We start from the raw sequence: 23025 nt of genomic DNA on the forward strand, positions 1-23025 counted from the left end.
GCAGCACTGGCGCTGAACTCGGTGCCACCCGTTGCTACCGCGGCGAAGAGAAGCCTGTGTTGCCTGCAACCGTTCCCGGAACCATTCTGGAGATGCCCTTGCCTGGCGCGGGAAGTGCCTCTCGTAGTCGCAGCGATGAAGGATGATGCCTTCCACAGAGGTGGCCGAGGTCGAAGCGAGAAATGCGGGAAAAATCGCAACCTACGATTATCTTTTTTCTTAAAAGCAACGGATTGACATTTTTCGTTGATTCCTATATAATTTAGGCAACACACCACCGTTGCATGGTCTTCAACGAATACCGCTGAAGGGCGCTCGAATGTAGCGGAAGTTTCGCGGGAGACCAGCCGGGTGTCGGTCGCAATCTCGCTAATAGCAGAAAAGTGGAGGTTCGCCCATGCGCGACGACGACGATCTGGTTCCACCGAAATGGCGTCCGCTATTTAACAATCAAGACTGGCTGCTGCACGATATTGTGGTGAAGTCGTTCTACGGCTTCGGTGTCATCGCCGCAATCGCGCACCTGCTGGTCTATCTGTGGAAACCGTGGCTTCCTTAGTGTAGAGTAAAATGAGGAGGGATTATTCATGCAACCTCGCAGCCCAGTGCGGACGAATATCGTCATCTTTACTATTCTCGGCTTTGTAGTGGCGCTACTTATCCATTTCATCGTGCTGAGCAGCCCGAAGTACAATTGGCTATCGAATGCCGAGAGCGGGGCGCTGCTCCTGAGCACCGTGCGTATGTTGTTCGGAGTCTGATGTGGTGGCGGGCTGGCTACGGCTCGCGTAAGACGGCAACCGCCAGCAGCGCCTCTGCTGGCGGTTGTTGTTCGCAGGCGGTTGAGATTCGGCTTTTTGCACATAGATAAAAAATTGACCTTTAGAAATAATTCGTGTATACTGAGAATCGGTGTATACTGGTTATTAGGATCGTTAGGGGCGGCGTCGCCCTTCCGCCGCAATCTCACGCTTGCATTGGCGTCACTATGTTGGGGACGCCGATCTGGATCAGGAGAGACCCATGCAATCGTCACGACCAAGTGATCGGCAACTCGCGATCGTTGTCTCGGTGGCGGTAGGACTCGTTGTCGCAGTGATTACAACAGCCACCTTCTGGTGGGTCTACGATTTGACACTAGGCCGTGCCCAACGGGAGGCTGCGAAAACAGCCGGTGCGCGCTGGAGCTTCAGCGATGGTATTAAGGTGATCACCGAGTCGAAGCCGGTTACTCCCACTGATGGCCGCCAGAATTGGCTGGGTACGCAAGCATGGAATGAGGGAGTTCAGGCCGGTCAGGCCTGGGTTCAAAAGTATCCGAATACGGTTAATGTACAAGTTCTGGTCGGGATGAGTTCGGCCCAGATCTGGACGTACATGCAGCAATACGTTTCGGGTGCGCTTGGGGTTGGTTGCCAGTACTGCCACAATATCAACAATTTCGCTAGTGATGAGTATCCGCAAAAGATTGCAGCGCGCAATATGCTGCGTCTGGTGCGTGATGTCAACGCCGAGTTTATTGTCAACTTGCCGGCCTGGAAGGGTAACTACGTTCAGTGCGCAACCTGCCACAACAACGCGCCAAACAATCTTGAAAGCTTCGGCGCCCAATTTATCAACTCGATACCACCGATTAAGGTGACTGTTGATCCGCTTGATGCCAATGGACGTGCAATCCTCGATCCTGCTCAGAAGCCCGAAGCTATTCGCGACCAGGTCTTGTTGAAGGATGCTATTCTCTACTACATCTATAACTATCAGGTCTGGAAACCTTTCGATCCAAATGATCCGGAAAGTGGTCGCGGCTCGCTGGCACTGACCTACGATGGCGGGCGCACACAAGATCAGGTGACGATTAACCAGAATGTGATGAACTATCAGTCCTGGTCGCTGGGGGTTGGTTGTACGTTCTGCCACAACTCACGTAATTTCGTTGCCTATGAGCTGAATCCCGCCGGTGACAATGTGCTTAACCCGGCTTATGCGTACAACAAACTGAAGGCGCAGCGGATGTTGCTGCTCACGACATGGCTGGCCGAAAACTGGACGCGCTACGGTGCGATTGGGAAGCCTGAGATTCCTACCGGCCCCGGGGCGGCAAGTCGCTATTCATACCAGCGCCTTGGCGATGGACAGGTGTACAACGTTCCCGGTTGTTACACGTGCCATCGTGGAAACAATATCCCGCTGGCTTCGATCAATCAGGCCGACATCCCCGATAACGATGCCGGTGTCGTGATCCTACCACCGCAGATTAGAGGCCGCTAACCTACTCCTTGAAGGGGGCGCTTGGGCGCCCCCGCGCCGCTGGCGCGCTAGAGAGCGATGCTCTATGAGCGATATGAGCGACCGAACCAGTTTGACTTCACCACCTTCACTTCCGCTACCCAAACGTCTGCGGCTACGCCTGGTCTGGCTAACGCGATCCATCCAGCTCATGAAGCCGGTAACCTGGTTTGCGCCGACGTGGGCGTTTATGTGTGGGGCAATTGCCAGCGGTGCTCTGGGATGGAACGAATCGATTGGCCGCCTTCTGCTCGGTATGTTTATGGCTGGCCCGGTATTGTGCGGTTTGTCGCAGGTGGTCAACGATTACGCTGATCGTGATGTTGACGCCATTAATGAGCCACACCGGCTTATTCCATCTGGTCAGGTTTCGTTGCGTCACGTCTATATTCTGACGGCAGTGCTGACATGGCTTGGCGCGAGTATTGCGCTATTTTTGGGGCGAAATGTGGCCTTTTTTGTCGCGCTTGGTCTGATCTTCGCCCTGGCCTATAGTCTACGACCGATTCGCGGAAAGCGTAATGGCTGGATCGGTAATGCGCTGGTTGCTATTTCATACGAAGGCCTGGCCTGGATGGCCGGTCATTCGGCATTTGCTCCACTCACCGGCGAGAGCGTCACGATTGCTTTGCTCTATTCCCTCGGCGCCCACGGGATTATGACGGTTAATGACTTTAAGAGCATCCGTGGCGATACGCTGATGGGTATCCGTTCCATTCCGGTACAGTATGGCAAGGTTATCGCTGCGCGGATGGTGGTGATAACTATGGGAGTGGCCCAAATTGCAGTCATTGGTTTACTCTATTACTGGGGCCATCCTGTGGCGGCAACGGTTGTTGCCATCTTACTGGCAGCGCAGAGTATCCCGAATGCGCGCTTCATCCGTGATCCAGAGAACAATGAGGTCTTTTTCAATGCAACTGCGATCATGCTTTATGTGTGGGGCATGTTAGCAGCAGCAATTGGTCTGGCAGCTTGATGGGCATCAGCCCCTAGAAGTGTGTTCGATGGCACCACGAGTTCTGATCGTTGGCGCATCGGTGGGTGGCGCAACCGCAGCGATTACGCTGCGGTCGTTTGGTATCGAGACGATCATGATCGAGAAGGAGCTGAGTAAGGCCAAACCATGCGGCGGCGCTGTCCCACCAGCAGCGTTCCGTGAGTTTGACTTACCGACTAGCCTGATTGATCGTAAGGTTCGTCAGTGCCTGATCGTTTCGCCGTCGGGTCAAGAGACTCACGTGCCGGTAGCCGGTTCTGTGCCTAGTGATGATGATTATGTGGCGATGGTGCGGCGTGAGGTGTTTGATAGTTTCTTGCGTCAGCGTGCGCAGGAACGTGGGGCAGAATTGATCCACGCTCAGGTTACCGGTTTACGGGTTGATCGGCATGGGGTGACGGCTACCTACCGTACTCCTTCAGGTTATGAGGGTTCGGTTTGGGCCGATGTGGTGATCGGTGCTGATGGTGCTTATTCACCAACCGCAAAATTCCTCGGCCTGCCGAATCTGCCGCGGGCTGTGGCAATGCAAGAGCGGATCAAGCTGCCACCTGATAAGATGGCGCGTTGGGAAGAAACTGCTGATCTCTACCTCGGCCACGAAGTCAGCCCCGATCTGTATGCCTGGGCTTTTCCCAAACGTGACCATATTGCGGTAGGTATCGGCGCCGGTCCTGGTCATGGATCGGCTGCCAAACAATTGCTGGCTAATCTCAAACGTCGCCTTGGTTCGGCCCTCGATGGTGGTCAGGTCATTTTGCGCGAAGCGCATGCATTGCCGATGGAACCGCGTCCGCACATGGCTTTTGATCGGGCAATGCTGATCGGTGATGCCGCCGGATTGGTGGTGCATACTTCCGGTGAAGGCATTTATTGGGCAATGAAGAGTGGTCAGATGGCTGCGCAGACCCTGGCCGAGTATCTCGATGTGCCTAGTGCTGCAAACCTGCGCCACTACGAGCGCCGCTGGTGGAAAGAATACGGCACAATGTATCGCTTCCTGCGCTTTTTGCAAATCTGGGGCTATGGTAACGAGCGTCAGATGGAGGTCTTTACTGAAATGTGCCGTAACCCTGATGTGCAACGGTTAACGTTTGATAGCTACATGCACAAGAAGATGGCACCAGCGCCCTGGTTGGCCCAATTGCGTATGACCGCTGAGATTATTGTCAGTGAAGTGCGCAATTACCTGCGACCTCGCACACCGTTGCGCGAGCAGTTGGGGTTAACGGTGATCGAAAAGCAGCGGATGCTTGCCGCCGATTGATCGGCACTTACCCCACGTGATCGGCGGGACGCAGTGACTTGCACTGCGTCCCGTTAACGTTTCTGGCTACACCTCATCAATAAAGGGATACAGCATCCGACCGGTTAGATCGGTGTGACTGCCCAGCGCATAAGGCGGACGATAATCTTCAAGGACGCGCACGTAGTTGGCCCGCTCGAAGGCTGCCGGTTCAGCTACCGCTTTTTGGCTCATACTCCCGCGTAGTTGGGTAATCGACTCGTACTCGTGCTCGGTGAGCCACGCTTCCAGATCGTGTAGAATACCGCGCAACACATCAGGCGCCCGGCCACGGAGGAGCGCCGATGCCATCATTGCCACATTTGCTCCGGCCATTAGCCCTTTGAGGGCATCAATCGCACTATGGACACCACTGCTGATCGCAAATTCAAGCGGGACACGTCCGTAGAGTAAGGCGATCCAACGCAGCGGTAGTCGCAATTCAGCCGAACTACTCAGTTGCAAGTTCGGTCGTACCTCCAATTGTTCAAGGTCGAAGTCGGGCTGGTAAAAGCGATTGAACAGCACCAGCGCATCTGCTCCTGCTTCACGCAGACGGGTAGCAAAGTGTGGCAGTGCTGTGATGTATGGGCCAATCTTTACCGCCAGCGGGATCGTGATTTCGGCCCGTACTGCACGCACCAGCTCGACGTAAATATCCTCGAGTGCGCTACTGGTGATGGTGGTATCAACTGGGATGAAGTAGATATTGAGTTCGAGTGCATCAGCACCCGCCTCTTGTATGAGACGGGCATAATGAACCCATCCGCCTGCCGAGACGCCATTGAGACTACCGATGACCGGGATGCTCAACGCTTTTTTCAGTGCTACAACCTGTTCCAGATACCGTTCGGGGCCGACGCTATACACACCATGTTCGGGGAAATAGCTGAGCGCTTCGGCAAAGCTCTCGGCCCCATGACTAAGCATGCGATCAATCTCAAGGCTGTTTTGAATGATCTGCTCCTCGAAGAGCGAATACATAACAATCGCTCCCAGGCCAGCCTCTTCGAGCTGACGAGCCAGCTCAACGTTGCGACTGATGGGTGATGCGGCAGCGACTAACGGTGTGCGCAGCCGCATCCCCAGATAGGTCGTACTCAGATCGATCATCGCAGCCCCTCCTTCGTCTCGGCAGCTAACTCATTGGCCATCCACTGCAAATGTGCCCACTTCAATGCTACCTGCCGCCGTAGGCTGGCGACCAGTTGTTCGTAGCGAGCCGGGTTGGCTTGTTGCAACATCTGGAAACGACCTTCACCGCGCAAATAGACCTCTGGATCAATGGTCGGTGCTTTCGAGTCGATGGTCAATGGTGAACCCTCGTGAATGGCCGGATTGTAACGATAGAGTGGCCAGACACCAGACTCAACCGCCAGCCGTTGCTGCTCTAGACCACGACGTAGATCATAGCCATGGGCAATGCAGTGGCTGTAGGCAATGATGAGCGAGACCCCAGGATACGCTTCGGCCTCCTGGAAGGCGCGTAGCGTCTGGACATCATCGGCACCAAAGGCCACTCGGGCCACGTATACATCACCGTAGGTCATTGCAATCTGGGCCAAATCCTTCTTGACCCCACCTTTCCCACTGGCTGCAAACTTGGCGACAGCGCCAGTTGGTGTTGATTTACTGGCCTGCCCGCCAGTGTTAGAGTAGACTTCCGTATCTAACACCAGGATATTGACATCGCGCCCTGACGCAAACACATGGTCAAGCCCACCAAAGCCGATGTCGTAGGCCCAACCATCACCACCGACGATCCAGATACTGCGTCGGATCAACACATCGGCCAGGGCTAGCAGATCACGCATTTGCGCTGCCTCTGGCGGATCACTGCTCAGCAGTTCACGCAAACGCTGTTTAAGGATTGCGACGCGCTCGCGTTGCTCACGAATGCCGGTTTCACTGTGTTGATCAGCATGCAGCAGGTCTTCGACAAATTCAGCACCAAGAATGGGCCGGAGGCGATTAAGCAGCATTCGGGCATGGTCAAGCTGCTGGTCAATACTTAAGCGCATCCCCAACCCAAACTCGGCATTGTCCTCGAAGAGTGAATTGCACCATGCTGGCCCGCGCCCCTCAGCGTTGGTTGTCCATGGTGTTGTTGGTAAATTACCGCCGTAGATTGACGAACAACCGGTGGCGTTGGCAATAATTGCGCGGTCGCCAAAGAGCTGACTCAGCAGCTTGAGATAAGGTGTCTCGCCACAACCGGCACAGGCCCCTGAAAATTCCATCAGCGGCACAAACAGTTGCGTATGCTTTACACTGCCAGACGGAATCTGGGTGCGATCCACATCCGGCAACGAGAGGAAGAAATCCCAATATGCAGCTTCACGAGCACGAATAGGCGGTTGCGGTTGGAGATTGATCGCCTTACGACCGGTTGCACGCTTGTCCTTGACCGGACACGCTTCAACACAGAGGCCACAGCCGGTGCAGTCTTCGGGCGCAACTTGTAATGTGTAGCGCTGACCGGGGAACTCTTTAAAGCGGGCCGGTGCGCTCTGGAATCCTTCGGGAGCGCCAACAAGTGCCTCTTCGGGGTAGACCTTCGCACGAATGGTAGCATGTGGACACACAAAGACACACTTGTTGCACTGGATGCAGATAGCCGGGTCCCAGATTGGTATTTCAAGCGCAATATTGCGCTTTTCCCATTTCGTCGTTCCGGTCGGGAAAGAGCCATCGATGGGGATTGCACTAACCGGTAACTCGTCGCCCCGCCCGGCGATCATCGGTCCCAACACATCACGCACGAACGGCGGTGCATTAGCCGGTACTGGTGGTCGCATCGGCAACCCATTGTCCTCGGTCGGCGGTGGGATCGGTACCTCGTACAGCCGGTCGAGCGTGCGGTCAACTGCTGCCCAGTTCTGCTTGACCACGGCCTCGCCGCGCCGACCGTAGGTCTTCTTGATCGACTGCTTGATCGCCGCAATTGCGTCTTCACGGGGTAAGACGCCACTGATTGCGAAGAAGCAGGTCTGCATCACGGTGTTGATGCGTCCGCGCATACCCACTTCATTGGCAACAGCAGTTGCATCAATCACGAAGAAGCGCAGGTTCAGCTCGCGAATTTTACGCTGGACAACCGACGGCAACTGATGCCAGACCTGATCAGGACCGTAAGGGCTATTGAGCAAGAACACACCATTCGGTGCTGCATACTGCAATACATCAAATCGTTCGAGGAAACTGAACTGGTGGCAGGCTACAAACTGGGCCTGTCCCTTACCGATCAGATACGGTGTTGCCAGCGGCGATGGCCCAAAACGGAGATGGGAAATCGTCACCGACCCCGATTTCTTCGAGTCATAGACGAAATAGCCCTGCGCGTAACGCTCAGCCTCGCCCTCACTGCTATCACCGATAATCTTGATGCTATTCTTATTGGCGCCGACCGTGCCATCAGAACCAAGACCCCAGAAGACACAGCGCACCGTACCGGGCGGATCGATGCAGAGATCGGGATCGTAACTCAGACTACTCTGGCTGACATCATCAATGATCCCAACCGTGAAGTGCTCTTTGGGGTGTTCCTTTGCCAGCTCGGCAAAAACGGCGGCTGCCATCCCCGGCGTAAACTCCTTCGATGAAAGGCCATAGCGCCCGCCGATCACCTTGATCGGCTGACCACGGAGTGCCGCAACGACATCGAGGAAGAGCGGCTCACCAGAAGCCCCCGGCTCTTTGGTGCGGTCGAGTACGGCAATTCTCTTCACGGTTGGTGGCAATACGGCACGAAATGCGGCCTCGGCAAAGGGTCGGAAGAGACGCACTTGCACGACCCCGACCTTCTCGCCTTGCTGGTTCAGGTAGAAAGCAGTTTCGCGGGCTGTCTCACCTCCTGAACCCATTATTACTATCACCCGCTCGGCATCAGGAGCACCGAAATAGTCAAATAGGTGGTACTGCCGACCGGTAATTTCGGCAAACCGATCCATCTGTGCTTGTACAACGGCTGGGAAGGCATCGATGATCGGCTGGATACGCTCACGGGCCTGAAAAGCAACATCAGGGTTCTGCGCCGTGCCACGAATCACCGGCTGTTCTGGTGAAAGGGCATGAGCGCGATGATCGTGAATCCATTCGTCCTTGATCATTGCCCGAATCTCTTCCTCTTCGAGCAGGATGATCGTATTCACTTCGTGCGAGGTACGAAAGCCATCGAAGAAGTGTATCACCGGCAATTTCCCGGCCAGCGAGCTGGCGTGGGCAATCAGGGCTATATCCTGCGCCTCTTGTACCGATGCTGATGCCAACATGCCAAGGCCGGTAGTTCGTGCGGCCATAACATCTGACTGATCACCAAAGATGGAAAGAGCCTGCGTTGCTAACGCCCGGGCCGCAACGTGGAAGACGCCCGGTCTTAGCTCGGCGGCCATCTTATACATATTGGGAATCATCAAAAGCAGACCCTGCGAAGCGGTAAACGTCGTGGTTAGGGCGCCGGTCTGCATTGCCCCGTGGAGGGCGCCTGCGGCGCCACCTTCCGACTGCATCTCGTAAACGGTCGGTACTACTCCCCACAGATTGGGCTTACCGCTAGCAGCAAATGCATCAGCCAGTTCACCCATTGGCGTGGAAGGGGTGATTGGGTAAATTGCTATCACTTCACTCAATTGATAGGCAACATTCGCAACCGCCTCATTGCCATCGAGAGTGACTCGTCGAGTGCCCATTATGTTCCTCCTTACCTGCAAGCAGAGGTCATGATGCCTGCTCTGTATCAGTATAGGAGGGGTAGCAGTATAGTTCTGATAAAACTCAGGCAACCATCAGTAATGATTGCTTCATTCTAGTGATAGAAGCGGTGGGAAAATGTTCATCAATTTTTTAACTTTCGTGCCATTTTCCTGTTTTAGCGAGTGCTACGACAGTCTATAATAAGAGTGATTTCGTGTTCTACAGAGATGGAGCAGCGCATGCAGCGCGTAACCTTGATCCTCGACCGATCGGCTGCTCTGCGCGAAACCTTTGGCCCTGAAGCCAATTGGTGGGTTCATGCGTTTGTTGCCGATCTTCAGGCGCTGGTACTTCGTGTAACTGGCTCGACCGCGTATGTTACTTCAACCATTCAAATCGCTACGGAAGCCAGCGAAGGACCATTACTGATCCTCAGTGGTGATACGCCACATCTACCTGAGTCACGGGTTCGCGATGCCTATACCCTCTTAGACAGTGGCACCGATGTGGTGATAGGGTTATGCGATCGTGGCTCCTGGTATTTGCTGGGTATCCGCCATTTGTCAGTTGTCGGAACAATTCCGCTTGTCTCGGAAGAGGTACGGCTATGGCTGAGCGGTTTGCACCGCCATGGTGTCCGTATCGCCTACCTGCCACTCTGGTTTCGGATCGTGTACGTATCAGATTTGGTCACCCTGTCAGTTGCGCTCCGCACGATGCCAGAAGGGTATGCCCCTTCAACCCGACGCCTCCTCGGCGGTGGTGCCCGCGAACGCGAATGGGGGGCATGACCTCATGACAATTGGCACAACTTATGGTATACTTCTTATCGGCGTGCATCAGATGCACGCCAACCTTTTACGTTGGAAGCATTAGCACTCTCACTTAGCGAGTGCTAACAATTGACCTGCAAGGCAGGATACAGCGATGAGCGGACCTCTGACCGAACGCCGGCAGATGATTCTCAAGCTGGTCATACAAGAGTTTGTCGATACGGCAACGCCGGTCGCTTCCGAGACGCTGGTGCGCAAATATCGCCTCCCCGTCTCGCCTGCGACGGTGCGGAATGATATGGCCGCACTCGAAGAGTTGGGTTTTCTGACCCATCCGCACACGTCAGGCGGGCGTATCCCGACTGATGCGGGTTATCGCTTTTTCGTTGAGAACTTGATGGAGCGCACATCGCTCTCTCCTGCCGAACAGCGCATGATTCGCCACCAGTTTTACCAGGTACGTGGCGAACTTGATCAGTGGGTGCAACTGGCATGTGCTGTGCTTGCCCGTACAGCGCATAACGCTTCGGTTGCCACCGCTCCCCGCGCCGAGCAGCTTCGCTTCAAGAGCCTGGAGTTGATCGCAATCCACGAAACAATGGCACTGGCGGTTATCGTCTTTCACGGCGGGATTATCAAACAGCAGACCCTGCCCATCGAGCCGGGTCGTACACCAGAGGACCTGCGTCGGGCTGCTGGTGTGGTAAGCGATCTGCTCGCTGATGCAACCTTAACCCGGGCTGAAGAGCTGGCTGCCGTGGCGACCTTCAACGGTGTCACTCTCAGCGAGTTTGAGCGGACACTGGTTGATATGGTGGTGCGAGCGATGATTGCGTTTGAAGAGCAGGCGCAAGAGCAGATCTATTCTGATGGTCTGCTTGAGATGTTGAGTCAGCCTGAGTTCATGCCTGCCAGTGGCCGTGATGATGCCGAGCGAGCCATTGAACGATTACGCCGTACTCTCGAAATTCTTAAGAGTGGCCGCGGTCTTGGTCCACTCATTCCCCAGGCCCTCGCCTCCGGTGGGGTGCAGGTGATTATTGGTGGCGAACACGGCGAAGACGCTATGCGCGATTACAGTGTGATCTTGGCGCGCTACGGCGTCGAGGGGGCGTTGGTTGGTGTGCTCGGTGTGATTGGGCCAACCCGTATGGCCTATCCACGTTCGATCTCAACAGTGCGCTATATCGCATCATTGATGAGTAACCTGTTGGCCGATCTCTATTACGCGAATCCTCGTCCTTCGGAACCAGATGTTGATACTCCTGCAACTTCGTGAATTGAGATATACCTTGTGAGGGAACTATGGCAAATACGGAAGAAGTGAAACCCGATACAGCAGTTCAAGACGCGGCTGCTAATGCGCAGAACGAAGGAGCAGACGCGACGACGGCTCAGCCATCGGTGGCTACCGCCGATGGCGGAGTGGTTGACTCGGAGGCGTTGATCGCCGATCTGCAAAACCGCCTGGCTCAGGCTGAAGCTCAGGTTGCCGAATATAAAGATCAGTGGATGCGGGCCGTGGCTGATTATCGCAACTTCAAGCGCCGTACCGAAACCGAACGCAGTGAGCTGATACGTAATGCCGGTGCAGCACTTATTTTGAAGTTGCTACCGGTCCTCGATGACTTCGAGCGGGCGATTGCCAATGTGCCACCTGAGATTGCCGAAACACCGTGGTGGCAGGGAACGCAACTTATTGCTCAAAAATTACGTACAATCCTCGAAAGCGAAGGGGTCAAGCCGATTGAGGCGTTGGGGCAGGACTTTAACCCCAATTTGCACGAGGCGGTGATCTACGAAGAAGCAGAAGGGCAAGAAGGCAAAGTCATTGCTGAATTACAGCGTGGCTATCTGCTCCACGACCGTGTCATCCGTCCGAGTATGGTTAAGGTGGGTCGCGGTTAGGAACTAGAACGTTTTTTGAGATGAAGGTAAGCTCCCATGCCAAAAGTAATTGGGATTGATCTGGGCACAACCAACTCGGTGGTCGCTGTGGTTGAAGGCGGTGATGTGGTTGTTATCCCCAATGCTGAAGGGTCGCGTCTGACCCCGTCGGTGGTGGCCGTTACCAAATCTGGCGAGCGCGTCGTTGGTCAGGTGGCCCGTCGGCAGGCGGTAACGAATCCTGAAAATACCATCTTTTCCGTGAAGCGCTTTATCGGTCGGAAGTTTAACGAACCCTCAGTGCAACAAGACAAAGAGCTGGTTCCCTACCAGATCACCGCTGCACCCAACGGCGATGTGCGCGTGTTGATGGCCGGTCGTGAGTATGCGCCACCTGAAATCTCGGCGATGGTGCTGCAAAAATTGAAGGCTGATGCTGAAGCCTATCTCGGCGAGCCGGTGACGCAGGCGGTGATCACAGTACCGGCCTACTTTAATGATAGCCAGCGTCAGGCTACCAAAGACGCCGGTAAGATTGCTGGTCTCGAAGTGCTGCGGATCGTCAACGAACCAACGGCCAGTGCCCTTGCCTATGGGCTTGACAAGAAGGGCAAAGATGAACTGGTCGTCGTCTACGATATGGGTGGCGGCACCTTTGACGTTAGCATTCTTGAACTCAGTGATGGTGTGGTTGAAGTGAAGGCCACCAGTGGCGATACGCATCTTGGTGGTGATGACTTTGATCAGCGCATTATCGACTGGCTGGCCGATGAGTTTCAAAAGGAGCATGGGATTGATTTGCGCGCCGACCGTGTGGCGCTGCAACGGTTGAAAGAGGCGGCAGAAAAGGCCAAAATGGAGCTTAGCTCGTTGATGCAGACCGAGATCAGCCTGCCCTTTATCACCGCCGATCCGAGCGGTCCGAAGCATCTGCATGCAACGCTCACCCGCGCCCGCCTTGAGCAACTCTGCGCTGATTTGATCGAACGCAGTATGGGGCCAGTCCGACAGGCACTGCGCGATGCAGGTCTCCAACCAGGTCAGATCGATGAAATTATTCTGGTAGGAGGACAGACCCGCATGCCGGCGATCCAGGCAGCCGTGCGCAACTTTTTCGGCAAAGAACCAAACCGCAGCGTTAACCCTGATGAAGTAGTTGCCATCGGCGCAGCGATCCAGGCTGGTGTGCTGGCCGGCGAAGTGAAAGATGTGCTCTTACTCGATGTGACGCCGCTAACGCTCGGTATCGAGACGCTCGGTGGTGTGATGACGCCGTTGATTGAGCGCAATACCACTATCCCGACCCGCAAGAGCCAAATCTTTTCTACCGCCAGCGATAACCAGACGAGCGTCGAGATTCATGTGTTACAAGGTGAGCGTGCGGAGGCGCGTTACAATAAGAGCCTGGGCCGCTTTGAGTTGTCGGGGATTCCCCCTGCTCCCCGTGGTGTCCCGCAGATTGAAGTGACGTTTGATATTGACGCCAACGGGATTGTGAGTGTCAGTGCTCGCGATAAGGCGACCGGTAAAGAACAGCGTATTACTATCACGGCTTCTTCAGGCCTCTCGCAGGAAGAGATTGAGCGGATGGTGCGCGATGCTGAGCTTCATGCTGAAGAAGATCGTCGCCGCCGTGAGTTGATTGCCGCCCGTAATCACGCCGATAGCCTGCTTTACACTGCGGAAAAGACGTTACGCGAAGCTGGCGAACACGTCGATCCAAATGTGCGGGCGACCGTCGAAGAGAAGATGATGGCGCTCCGCAGTGTTGTCGCCGAAGATGACGAGCAGACGATTCGGAATCGTATCGCTGAATTGGCCGTTGCGTTACAGCATATCTCAACCGGGGCAACATCAAACGGTGCTGCCGGTACCGTTGTTGATGAATCGGTAGGCGAGTAGGCTTATACCAGGCTACTGGCCGGTAGCACACGTCGTGAGGACACCGTATGACAGCGGGAGCCAAACGTGATTATTACGAAGTACTCGGGGTGAGTCGGAGTGCGACGCCCGATGAAATCAAAAAGGCGTATCGTCGGCTAGCCCGCCAATATCATCCCGATGTGAATAAATCGCCGGACGCTGAGGCGAAGTTCAAAGAGATCAACGAGGCCTACGAGGTGCTCTCTGACGAACAGAAGCGGGCGATGTACGATCGGTTTGGTCACAATCCGCCCGGTTTCGGTGGCGTTGGCGCTGATCCGTTTGGAGGTGTTGATCCCTTTAGCTCGATTTTCGATGCCTTTTTCGGTGGTGTCGGGGCGGGACGCAGCACCCGTGGGCCGCTGCGCGGAGCCGATCTGCGCTATACACTGCGGCTTACCTTTGAAGAGGCAGTGTTCGGGACCGAAAAGGAGATCGAGTTCCGTCGTCTCGAAACATGTCCGGTATGCTATGGTTCTGGTGCCGAACCTGGTACCGAACCAACGCGCTGTCCTCGTTGTGGCGGTACCGGTGAAATCCGTCAGCGTGCACCCATCTTCAATATGGTGACGGTGACGACCTGTGATACCTGTGGTGGCACCGGTTACGTAATCCCTATTCCCTGTCGTGAATGTCGTGGTGAAGGTCGGGTACGACAGACCCGCAAAATCACGGTGCGCGTACCGGCGGGTGTCGATAGTTCACAACAGATTCGGATTAGTGGTGAAGGTGAGGCCGGGCCGCGTGGTGGGCCACCGGGGAACCTTTACGTTGCCCTTGATATTCAGCCGCATCCCCTTTTCGAGCGCGATGGCAACGACATTATTCTCAATCTGACCATCAATGTTGCTCAGGCCGCGTTGGGTGGAGAAGTCAGTGTGCCAACGCTCGAAGGGACAGAAAAGCTGCGTCTTCCACCTGGCACCCAGCACGGCCAAACCTTCCGCTTACGTGGGAAGGGGGTTCCCTATTTGCGGCAACAGGGTCGCGGTGATCAGATCGTAGTGATTCGGGTAGAGGTTCCGACGAAACTGACCGATCACCAGCGTCGCCTTTTCCAGGAATTGGCCCAAACCTTTGCGTCCCACGACGACAACCACGACGATGGGTTCTTTGGGCGGATTAAAGATGCGTTTGGTTTGTAAACCACGGTAGTGGCATTGCGGTTTCACCTGCAATCTCAGGTGCGATGAGGGGGCGAGAGGGTCGAGGCGGCTGGGTGAAACATTGCTCACATCCAGCCAGGTCTGTTCGCGCCGATGGAACCTTTGTGAGCTTGAGTACTGAGTGAATAGTCATGACAACGGAACTCCTCTATGGGCGCAATGCGGTGCGCGAGGTACTGCGTGCTCGTCGCCGTACATTGCGCCGTTTGGTTCTCTCGCGGAGCGTCCAGGAAAGTGGCGTCATCGCCGAAATTATTCATCTGGCGCAACAAGCCGGTATTCCGGTGGAGCGTATCGAACGCCAAATGCTGGATCGCCAGTTGCGCGATGTTAATCATCAAGGGGTAATGCTCGAAGCTGGCCCCTACCCTTACGTTGATCTTGATACCTGTCTCAATGCTGCGACAGAACGACGGGAAGCGGCCTTACTGCTATTGCTCGATCATCTGCAAGACCCCCAAAACATCGGTACTCTCCTGCGCACGGCAGAGGCTGTCGGATGTCATGGTGTCGTGATTCCCGGTCGGCGGGCGGCTGAAATTACTCCAGCCGTTGTTAATGCGAGCAGCGGTGCGGTCGAGCATCTACGGGTAGCAATGGTGTCAAACTTGAACCAGACGATTGAAGAATTGCAACGAGCTGGTGTCTGGGTGGTTGGTCTCGAACAGGACGATCAGGCGCAAGACATCGATGCGGTTGATCTCGATCTGCCGCTGGCACTCGTGATCGGTGCCGAAGGTACCGGCATTGCTCGCCTGGTGCGCGAGCGGTGCGACTTTCTGGTTCGTTTACCGATAATTGGCCAGGTTGGATCACTCAATGCAGCGATCGCGGGGAGTATCGCTATCTACTACGCCTGGCGTCAACGCCATCGCCCGGTTGCTGACTGAGACAGGATCATTTCCTCTGACTTGAAGCTCTATTGGGTCTGCGCTAGAATACGCAACGTAAGAACAGAGAGGAGGCGTATGCGCTGGATTATACTCGCTGCTTTTGGTATCGCGTTGGGATATATCGTATTCCTGCAACGCAAGCTAGCCGCTGCCGAGCGTCGTGGTGATATGTACCGCGATATAGCCCAGCGGCTGGAACTACAGCTTGCCGGCCTCAAGACTCAGTAAGTGTACGTGAGCATGTCTGTCGCCTCTGATATATCGTCTGGTGTATCAGCCAACGGTATTGTCATTCGGTCGGCACGTCTGAGTGATATTGATGCTATCGTCGCCCTGCATCGTGAAGCCTTTGCCGACACCTTTGGCGCTGCGTTTGGCCCGCACGGCGGTGAGCGTGGCGCCCAAGCGTTGGCGGTTGGTTGGCGCCGGCAGGGTGCAGCCGCCTTGCAAGGGATGCTCGTGGCCGAATACGACAATCAGGTCATCGGTACTACCAGTTTGCGAACTCGTGATATGATGAGTGGCGGCGGCTTTGCCGAATCGGCATTCTTTGAAATTCTGGGCTGGTGGGGGGCGCTTCGCTCACTCTTCGCGCTATCGTTACTCGATCACCAGATCGGGCACGGTGAAGGGTTTATTGCCGATGTTGCGGTCGCACCGGCCTGGCGCCGACGCGGGGTAGCTCGTGCACTGTTGCAACAGGCCGAACAGTATGCTCGCTCACGTGCCCTGACCTACCTTGGCCTGTACGTGCGCGAGACGAACCAGCCGGCCCGCACGTTGTACGAGCGGCTTGGCTTTCAAGCGCTGTATGTACGGCACTCGTTCTTTGGTCGCTTGTTCTTTGGTCAAAGTGGTTGGATCTACATGCGCAAAGACCTGGATTGAAACGTCTGGTAACCGGCACGGTGCCAACCATCACTGTTGAACCCTTGCTCTTGTACGTCCGGATTATGCACAGGTATCAGCAGCAACAGCTAAATACCAATGGAGAACACAGACAATGACGTCTCACCGTATCAATCCGTTTCACGTTGCCCAACAGCAGTTCGATCAGGCAGCCGAAATGCTCCATCTCCCGGATGACATTCGGGCAATTCTGCGCGTGCCCCAGCGAGAATTGACGGTCAATTTTCCGGTACAGATGGATGACGGTAGTACACGGGTTTTTACCGGTTATCGAGTCCAGCACAACCTGAGCCGTGGCCCGGTGAAGGGAGGTATTCGCTACCATCCGAGTGTTGATATCGATGAAGTACGTGCCCTGGCGATGTGGATGACCTGGAAGTGTGCGCTGGTCAATATTCCTTACGGCGGTGCCAAGGGTGGCGTGATTGTTGATCCTAAGCAACTCTCGCCTGGTGAACTTGAACGACTGACCCGACGTTTTGCTACTGAGATCAGTATCTTGCTCGGCCCTGAAAAGGATATTCCTGCACCTGATGTGGGGACCAATGCCCAGATCATGGCCTGGATTATGGATACCATCTCGATGCATCGTGGCTACACGGTACCCGCTGTCATTACCGGTAAGCCGGTGAATGTTGGTGGCTCGTTAGGTCGGGTTGAGGCAACCGGTCGTGGTGTCATGCTGATGGTGCGTGAGATGGCACGGCAGTTAGGCTGGTCGCTCGATGGATTGCGCGTGGTGGTGCAGGGATTCGGAAATGTGGGGAGCACCGCCGCTTATTTGCTGCATCAACTCGGTTGCAAGGTGATCGGGGTGGCCGATGCCTCCGGTGGTTACTATTGCGCGCAGGGACTTGATATTCCGGCAATGCGTGCCCATACCGAACAACACTCGTTCCGTCTGCTCGACGGCTATAGAGCAGCCGGCGTCGAACGGATCAGTGGCAGCGAATTGCTCGAACTAGAGTGTGATGTATTGATACCGGCAGCGCTCGAGAATCAGATTACCGGCGAGAACGCTGAACGAATCCGTGCTCGCCTGATCGTCGAGGGGGCGAACGGGCCAACGACACCAGAAGCCGATGCCATCCTTGGTGAACGAGGCATCATCGTTGTGCCTGATATTCTGGCAAATGCCGGTGGTGTGATTGTCTCTTACTTCGAGTGGGTGCAGGGCTTGCAAGAGTTCTTCTGGGACGAACAAGATATTAACGAGAAACTCGAACGGATTATCGTTGGTGCATTTCAACAGGTGTACGCGATGGCTGGGCAAAGACAGATTCCATTACGGCTCGCAGCGTATCTCCTGGCCGTACAACGAGTCGCCGACGCTAATCTCACTCGTGGCGTTTATCCGTAAAGGGATTGTGACGCAGCGCCAAGTTCGATTCCTCTGGTCGACCCTCGCTGCATCACCGGGCAGGAGGAGTTATGCAGATTGTGCTTGTCGAGGATAATCCGCTAATGCAGCAACTGTTCACCATCTTCCTACAGGGGCAGGGATGTAACGTAACGGTCGTTGCTACCGGCGCTGCGGCATTGGCCGTATCGGTGCCACTTCCGGCGGTGTTTATCATCGACTTGCGCTTGCCCGATTGTAATGGATTTGACCTTGTGCAACAACTACGTGCCCATCCGGTGTATCACCGTTGCCCGACGATTGCGCTGAGTGGTCTCGGCGAGAGTGATCGTCGGGTAGCGTTGGCCGCAGGTTTCGACCGTTTCCTCACGAAACCTACTGATCTCGATGAATTGATGCAGGTGATTACCGAATTAGCAGAGCAATCTTCTCCATACTAGATGTGTGGCTGGCAATGAAAGCAATCGCACGACGTCTCATCTTGTGGGATATTGACGGAACTCTTCTTTCAACTGATGGTATTGCGGCTGAGGCGATGCGTACTGCCCTCCGTAAGCTGATAGGCCCCGGTGTACATCTCGAGCGGACTTCGTATGCCGGGAAGACTGACTGGCAGATTATCCGCGAGAGTATCCCTTCGTTCGATGCAGCAACTGCCCATAAGCGCCTGCGTGAGTTTATCGAATTGTATACTGCCGAGCTGAATGCGCAACGTGAAGCATTAATTGCGCGCTCTACTGTCTTTACGGGAGTTGTTGAAGCTCTCCAAGCCTTGACTGAATATGGATGTCAGGCGCCACTGACCGGAAACGTTGTGGCTGCGGCGCGCATCAAGTTAGAATGTACCGGCCTGCTCCCATGGCTTGATCTCGAAGCCGGTGCGTATGGCGACGACCACTTTGATCGGCTGGCGCTACCGCTGATTGCAACCGTTCGTGCGTCTAGTCGTTATCGTTATAACTTTTTACCCGCTGACGTCGTGATTATCGGTGATACCCCGCGTGATATTGCTTGTGGCAAAAGCTTTGGCGCTCGTACTGTAGCCGTGGCAACCGGTCCCTTCACAATGACCGAACTGTCCTGGCATCGTCCTGACGCACTACTCCCTGATCTCAGCGATACTTCAGCCGTACTGAAAGCGGTGTTGGGTACGTGAACACGTGATGTAGGAAATGTGCAACCGATATTGGCGAGAGGCGGGTTGGGTACCCGCCCCAGAAATCATTCCAGATCAGGCAAGTGATACGTTTTACTGATTACTGCGCTACCAGGCCACCATCAACCACCATCAGATGTCCGATCACATACGATGCAGCCGCCGAACAGAGCCATACGACTGCCCCGGCAACCTCTTCAGGGGTGCCAATTCGGCCAATCGGCAAGGTTGCCAGCGCACTGGCTTCTACGCCAGGTTGGGCAAGGAGACGTTCAAGCATCGGGGTATAGATTGATCCCGGACAAACAGCATTAATGCGGATGCCTGCCTTAGCATACTCAATTGCCGCTGCCTTCGTGAGTTGTACGACGCCTCCCTTAGCAGCACAGTACGCCGGTAGCCCCGGTGCACCTACCAAGCCCACCACAGAAGCCGTATTGACAATTGCACCACCGCCCTGTTGTAGCATCTGGCGTATCTCATACTTCATACAGAGCCACGTTCCCTTGAGATTCGTGGTGATGGTGCGATCCCAGTCATCTTCTGGATAATCAGCGGTAGGTGCAATAATACCTTCAACGGCTGCATTGTTGTGGGCGAAATCAAGCCGTCCATAATGGGTGACGGTTTGTCGAATTAACTCTTCAACTTCCGCCGCTTTTGAAATGTCAGCCTTAATAAAGAGTGCTTCACCACCCATCGAAGTAATCATCTGTGCCGTTTCTTCACCCCCCGCGACCTGAATATCCGCCACAACAACTCGTGCCCCTTCACGGGCAAACGCGAGGGCACTGGCCCGTCCGATGCCAGATGCGGCCCCGGTAACAAGTGCAACTTTGCCATGGAATTGAGACGTCACGGTATGCTCCTATGCTGAACGAAAAGGCTCCTGTAACGGCTGTAGTATACAAGACATTGTTGTAGCTGTGCAACAGAAGGAAGCAAGGGGGTAGTTTAGCGTCGTTTATGGTGTTTTCTTTGGTGATAGAGATTTGCTGAAGTTCTCACAAGAAGAGCGGGTTGAAAACCCGCTCTTGCGCTCCTACTGGCAAGACATCTTCACCGTCCTACAACGAGCGTGGCCCACCGTGTAGTTCTTCCACCAAATGCGCACGTGCCTCGACAACGCTCATTTGGGTCGAAGCATAGAGCGAGGCCGCGCGCATAATCTCTTTGGCCTGCTCTTTGGGCATAGCCCGTACTTGTTCAAGGGTCAGTCCTTGACTGTGTAGATACTCCAGGATGTAAGCTTGTTCGAGGTGCTCGTAACCTTCGCGTGCGCCGACATCAACCAGCTCTTCATCTTTTTCAGGCATCGTTGCCATATCGCACCTCCTCGTTGTATGCTCTCAGCACTATTATATTGGCACCGGCGCACGCTGTGAAGAGCAAAATTGGCAACTATTTCAGACGGCGGTTGTAGTTGCTTTAGTGCGAGCATGTTCCTGCTCGGCCAGATACCAGGTTGCTTCCATTGCGGCCCGACAACCATCGCCGGCCGCAGTAATCGCCTGACGATAGATGTGGTCGGTCACGTCACCGGCAGCAAAGATACCGGGGATGTTTGTGCGGGTACGCCCATCGGTAACAATGTAGCCACCTTCATCAAGCTCAAGGATACCGCGGAACAGATCGGTATTTGGTACGTGCCCGATATACGGGAAGACACCGTCGGTTGGCAGCTCACTCACCTCGCCGGTCTTCAGATTGCGTAATGTGACCGACTCAACCTTATCTTTGCCGTTGATCGCAATCACAACCGAGTTCCAAATAAAACGTACCTTTGGATTACTGAAGGCGCGTTCCTGCAAAATTGGATCGGCGCGGAGAGTGTCGCGTCGATGAACGATGACCAGCTCATCGACATAACGGGTAAGGAACAGCCCTTCATCGAGCGCACTGTTACCCCCGCCAACGACCACCACTTTCTTGCCCCGGAAGAAGAAACCATCGCAGGTTGCACAGTAGCTCACCCCCCGATTCGCCAGCTCCTCCTCACCAGGTACCCCAAGTTTACGTGGTGAAGCGCCCGTACTGACGATGATGGCATCGGCGGTCACGATCTGGCCGCTATCGGTATGGATCACGAAGGGGCGTTGGTCTACTTCTACCTTCGTCACCATCGTATCGAGATACGTTGCACCAAAACGGGCTGCCTGCTTCTCCATGGCCTCGGCCAGCTCAAAACCACCAATCCCATCTACGAAGCCCGGATAATTCTCTACTTCGCTGGTGGTGGCAATCAGACCTCCGGGTTGCAAACCGCGAATGACTAGCGGCTCTAGGTTGGCCCGTGCCGCATAGAGGGCCGCCGTCAGACCGGCTGGACCCGAACCAATGATAACAACTTTGTGATGCATACGACAGCAATCTCCTGGTATCAATTTCGACACATAATCACTCTTGCGACAACTCTGTTGTCGCTCACAAAAGGGAGTATAGCACGTCCTGGCGATTGTTGTCTGTAATCCAGATTACCCCCCTGGGGTATGGGATTGATTTATTGCTTGTTGATCAGTAATTCGTCGTGGTGTCCAGTGGGATTGGACGCCGGGTATCGGTGGTGGTGGTCGGTCGCCGCAGAAAAGCCAGACGATTCGAAACCCAAGCTCATGCAACCGCAATAGTGCGGCCTGAACCGGTTCAGACGCGACTGCGCCGATCAACACAATCGTAGCCCCGGGATGCAGGTCGGTGGTGATCAACCGGAGCAAGCGGGCAACGGGTAGCACTGAATAGGCTGTCAGTCGGGCCAGGGTTTCCATGATCTGAGCAAGCTGGTTGGGACTACGACCGGGCGGCAATCGTACCAGATGTTCATCTTCAACCGGCGCGCCATTGACGTACAATCCAACCGCATGGCCTGCATTGATACTATGATGAGCCAGCGTAGCCGTTACGCCGATCAGATGTTCGACCAGTTCAGGATCGATACCCTGAAAGTAGAACTCAAACGTATCGAGATCGAGAACCAGTGCCAGCACGTGAGCGGTTGTCGGTTCGTAGACGCGGGTTTGGAGGGTACCGGTGCGCGCCGTAGCAGCCCAGTGCACATCTTTAAGCGGGTCTGAAGGCGTATAGTCACGTGCTCCGACTACTCGCAACGGGTCACGCACAAGAGCCGCTGCTCGTGTCAACCCAAGTGGATCGCGGGCCGGTAAACCAAGATCGGTCAGATTGAGGAGTTTTGGATAAACGAGTAACGTCACATCGGCAGCAAAGGTCTCTGCCGTGCGAAAGAGACCAAACGGATCACCACTCTGCACCTGGGCCGGCCCGAAGCGAAATGCACCGCGACGCTCGCAGTGTAATCGGTACCGCCAGATGACCCGTTCGTACCAGCGTAAGCCGGTGCTTCTGCGGATGATGCTGACCTGGCGACTTCCGCTAAAGATCACCGGCGCTCCCACCACCGTGATCCCGTTGGGAATGGCATCGAACACCTGAACCTGTGCCAGCGGCAATAGCTTCCGATTGGTCATGGTGATCGTCAGTGTAAGCTCATCACCGGGAAACGCACGAAGTTGACTCAACGTGCGTCGATATTCCACCCGTCGCAATGCCCAGCGCTGCCAGAGACGGGCCATGCCAAGACTGACCAGGATCGTTGCCACCAACAACGCCAGTGCTGACTGACGAAAGATCAGTGCCAGGATAAACACTACGAAGAGTGCCAGTATCATAACGATATCATA

22 protein-coding genes are annotated in these 23025 nt (G+C 55.0%); 16 read left to right on the top strand and 6 right to left on the bottom strand.

The annotated features are described in order from the left end of the window. The first annotated feature begins 397 nt into the window (after positions 1-397). From pufB to QTO31_RS05995, 5 genes are all read left to right on the top strand, one after another. The gene (gene pufB, locus QTO31_RS05975) at positions 398-559 is read left to right on the top strand and encodes a light-harvesting antenna LH1, beta subunit (RefSeq protein WP_012257957.1); all 162 of its coding nucleotides are present in this window, start codon (positions 398-400) and stop codon (positions 557-559) included. A 28-nt stretch (positions 560-587) separates the two neighbouring features. Beyond that, positions 588-761: a light-harvesting antenna LH1, alpha subunit gene (gene pufA / locus QTO31_RS05980; protein WP_301428432.1), complete on the top strand. Its 174-nt coding sequence runs from the start codon at positions 588-590 to the stop codon at positions 759-761. Between the two features lie 262 nt (positions 762-1023). After that, positions 1024-2268 carry a cytochrome c-554 Puf2C gene (gene puf2C / locus QTO31_RS05985; protein WP_301428433.1) on the top strand — a complete coding sequence of 415 codons (1245 nt, stop codon included), beginning with the start codon at positions 1024-1026 and terminating at the stop codon, positions 2266-2268. A gap of 73 nt (positions 2269-2341) precedes the next feature. Further along, positions 2342-3265: a chlorophyll synthase ChlG gene (chlG, locus tag QTO31_RS05990; RefSeq protein ID WP_236631100.1), complete on the top strand. Its 924-nt coding sequence runs from the start codon at positions 2342-2344 to the stop codon at positions 3263-3265. Positions 3266-3293: 28 nt separating this feature from the next. Then, positions 3294-4553, top strand: a complete 1260-nt coding sequence (locus tag QTO31_RS05995; RefSeq protein WP_031458029.1) for a geranylgeranyl diphosphate reductase — start codon at positions 3294-3296, stop codon at positions 4551-4553. Between the two features lie 66 nt (positions 4554-4619). On the opposite strand, the gene QTO31_RS06000 is transcribed toward QTO31_RS05995, so the two are convergent. Both QTO31_RS06000 and nifJ read right to left on the bottom strand, forming a co-directional pair. Continuing rightward, a complete protein-coding gene (locus tag QTO31_RS06000; protein WP_031458030.1) occupies positions 4620-5684 on the bottom strand; it encodes a dihydroorotate dehydrogenase-like protein in 1065 nt (354 codons plus the stop codon). Further along, entirely contained in the window at positions 5681-9259 is a 3579-nt protein-coding gene (gene nifJ, locus QTO31_RS06005) for a pyruvate:ferredoxin (flavodoxin) oxidoreductase (RefSeq protein ID WP_301428434.1), read from the bottom strand. The genes QTO31_RS06000 and nifJ overlap by 4 nt, the downstream gene beginning before the upstream one ends. A gap of 243 nt (positions 9260-9502) precedes the next feature. Between nifJ and QTO31_RS06010 the strand changes: the two genes are divergently transcribed. From QTO31_RS06010 to QTO31_RS06060, 11 genes are all read left to right on the top strand, one after another. Continuing rightward, a complete protein-coding gene (locus QTO31_RS06010) occupies positions 9503-10054 on the top strand; it encodes a DUF2064 domain-containing protein (RefSeq protein WP_301428435.1) in 552 nt (183 codons plus the stop codon). A gap of 136 nt (positions 10055-10190) precedes the next feature. Continuing rightward, the gene (hrcA, locus tag QTO31_RS06015) at positions 10191-11315 is read left to right on the top strand and encodes a heat-inducible transcriptional repressor HrcA (protein ID WP_301428436.1); all 1125 of its coding nucleotides are present in this window, start codon (positions 10191-10193) and stop codon (positions 11313-11315) included. 26 nt (positions 11316-11341) lie between these two features. Further along, positions 11342-11944, top strand: a complete 603-nt coding sequence (gene grpE, locus QTO31_RS06020) for a nucleotide exchange factor GrpE (protein WP_031458034.1) — start codon at positions 11342-11344, stop codon at positions 11942-11944. Positions 11945-11980: 36 nt separating this feature from the next. After that, a complete protein-coding gene (dnaK, locus tag QTO31_RS06025) occupies positions 11981-13825 on the top strand; it encodes a molecular chaperone DnaK (protein WP_301428437.1) in 1845 nt (614 codons plus the stop codon). Between the two features lie 47 nt (positions 13826-13872). Further along, the gene (dnaJ, locus tag QTO31_RS06030) at positions 13873-14991 is read left to right on the top strand and encodes a molecular chaperone DnaJ (protein ID WP_031458036.1); all 1119 of its coding nucleotides are present in this window, start codon (positions 13873-13875) and stop codon (positions 14989-14991) included. A gap of 152 nt (positions 14992-15143) precedes the next feature. Then, on the top strand, positions 15144-15902 hold the full coding sequence (gene rlmB, locus QTO31_RS06035; RefSeq protein WP_031458037.1) for a 23S rRNA (guanosine(2251)-2'-O)-methyltransferase RlmB: 759 nt from the start codon (positions 15144-15146) through the stop codon (positions 15900-15902). A gap of 78 nt (positions 15903-15980) precedes the next feature. After that, the gene (locus QTO31_RS06040; RefSeq protein WP_173424539.1) at positions 15981-16133 is read left to right on the top strand and encodes a hypothetical protein; all 153 of its coding nucleotides are present in this window, start codon (positions 15981-15983) and stop codon (positions 16131-16133) included. A 12-nt stretch (positions 16134-16145) separates the two neighbouring features. Further along, positions 16146-16793, top strand: a complete 648-nt coding sequence (locus QTO31_RS06045) for a GNAT family N-acetyltransferase (protein ID WP_031458038.1) — start codon at positions 16146-16148, stop codon at positions 16791-16793. Positions 16794-16908: 115 nt separating this feature from the next. Beyond that, positions 16909-18174: a Glu/Leu/Phe/Val family dehydrogenase gene (locus QTO31_RS06050; RefSeq protein ID WP_031458039.1), complete on the top strand. Its 1266-nt coding sequence runs from the start codon at positions 16909-16911 to the stop codon at positions 18172-18174. 71 nt (positions 18175-18245) lie between these two features. Beyond that, on the top strand, positions 18246-18614 hold the full coding sequence (locus QTO31_RS06055; RefSeq protein WP_031458040.1) for a response regulator: 369 nt from the start codon (positions 18246-18248) through the stop codon (positions 18612-18614). Positions 18615-18628: 14 nt separating this feature from the next. Continuing rightward, positions 18629-19330, top strand: a complete 702-nt coding sequence (locus QTO31_RS06060) for an HAD family hydrolase (RefSeq protein WP_301428438.1) — start codon at positions 18629-18631, stop codon at positions 19328-19330. A 100-nt stretch (positions 19331-19430) separates the two neighbouring features. On the opposite strand, the gene QTO31_RS06065 is transcribed toward QTO31_RS06060, so the two are convergent. From QTO31_RS06065 to QTO31_RS06080, 4 genes are all read right to left on the bottom strand, one after another. After that, positions 19431-20189: an SDR family oxidoreductase gene (locus QTO31_RS06065; RefSeq protein WP_301428439.1), complete on the bottom strand. Its 759-nt coding sequence runs from the start codon at positions 20187-20189 to the stop codon at positions 19431-19433. Positions 20190-20397: 208 nt separating this feature from the next. Further along, the gene (locus tag QTO31_RS06070) at positions 20398-20655 is read right to left on the bottom strand and encodes a hypothetical protein (RefSeq protein WP_301428440.1); all 258 of its coding nucleotides are present in this window, start codon (positions 20653-20655) and stop codon (positions 20398-20400) included. Between the two features lie 81 nt (positions 20656-20736). Continuing rightward, positions 20737-21690, bottom strand: coding sequence for a thioredoxin-disulfide reductase (gene trxB, locus QTO31_RS06075; protein WP_301428441.1), 954 nt, complete (start codon positions 21688-21690; stop codon positions 20737-20739). Positions 21691-21804: 114 nt separating this feature from the next. After that, positions 21805-23013, bottom strand: coding sequence for a DUF58 domain-containing protein (locus QTO31_RS06080; protein ID WP_301428442.1), 1209 nt, complete (start codon positions 23011-23013; stop codon positions 21805-21807). Between the last annotated feature and the right edge of the window lie 12 nt (positions 23014-23025).

Origin of the sequence: Chloroflexus sp. MS-CIW-1, from assembly GCF_030444705.1 — a bacterium.
In the GTDB taxonomy this organism is placed as follows: domain Bacteria; phylum Chloroflexota; class Chloroflexia; order Chloroflexales; family Chloroflexaceae; genus Chloroflexus.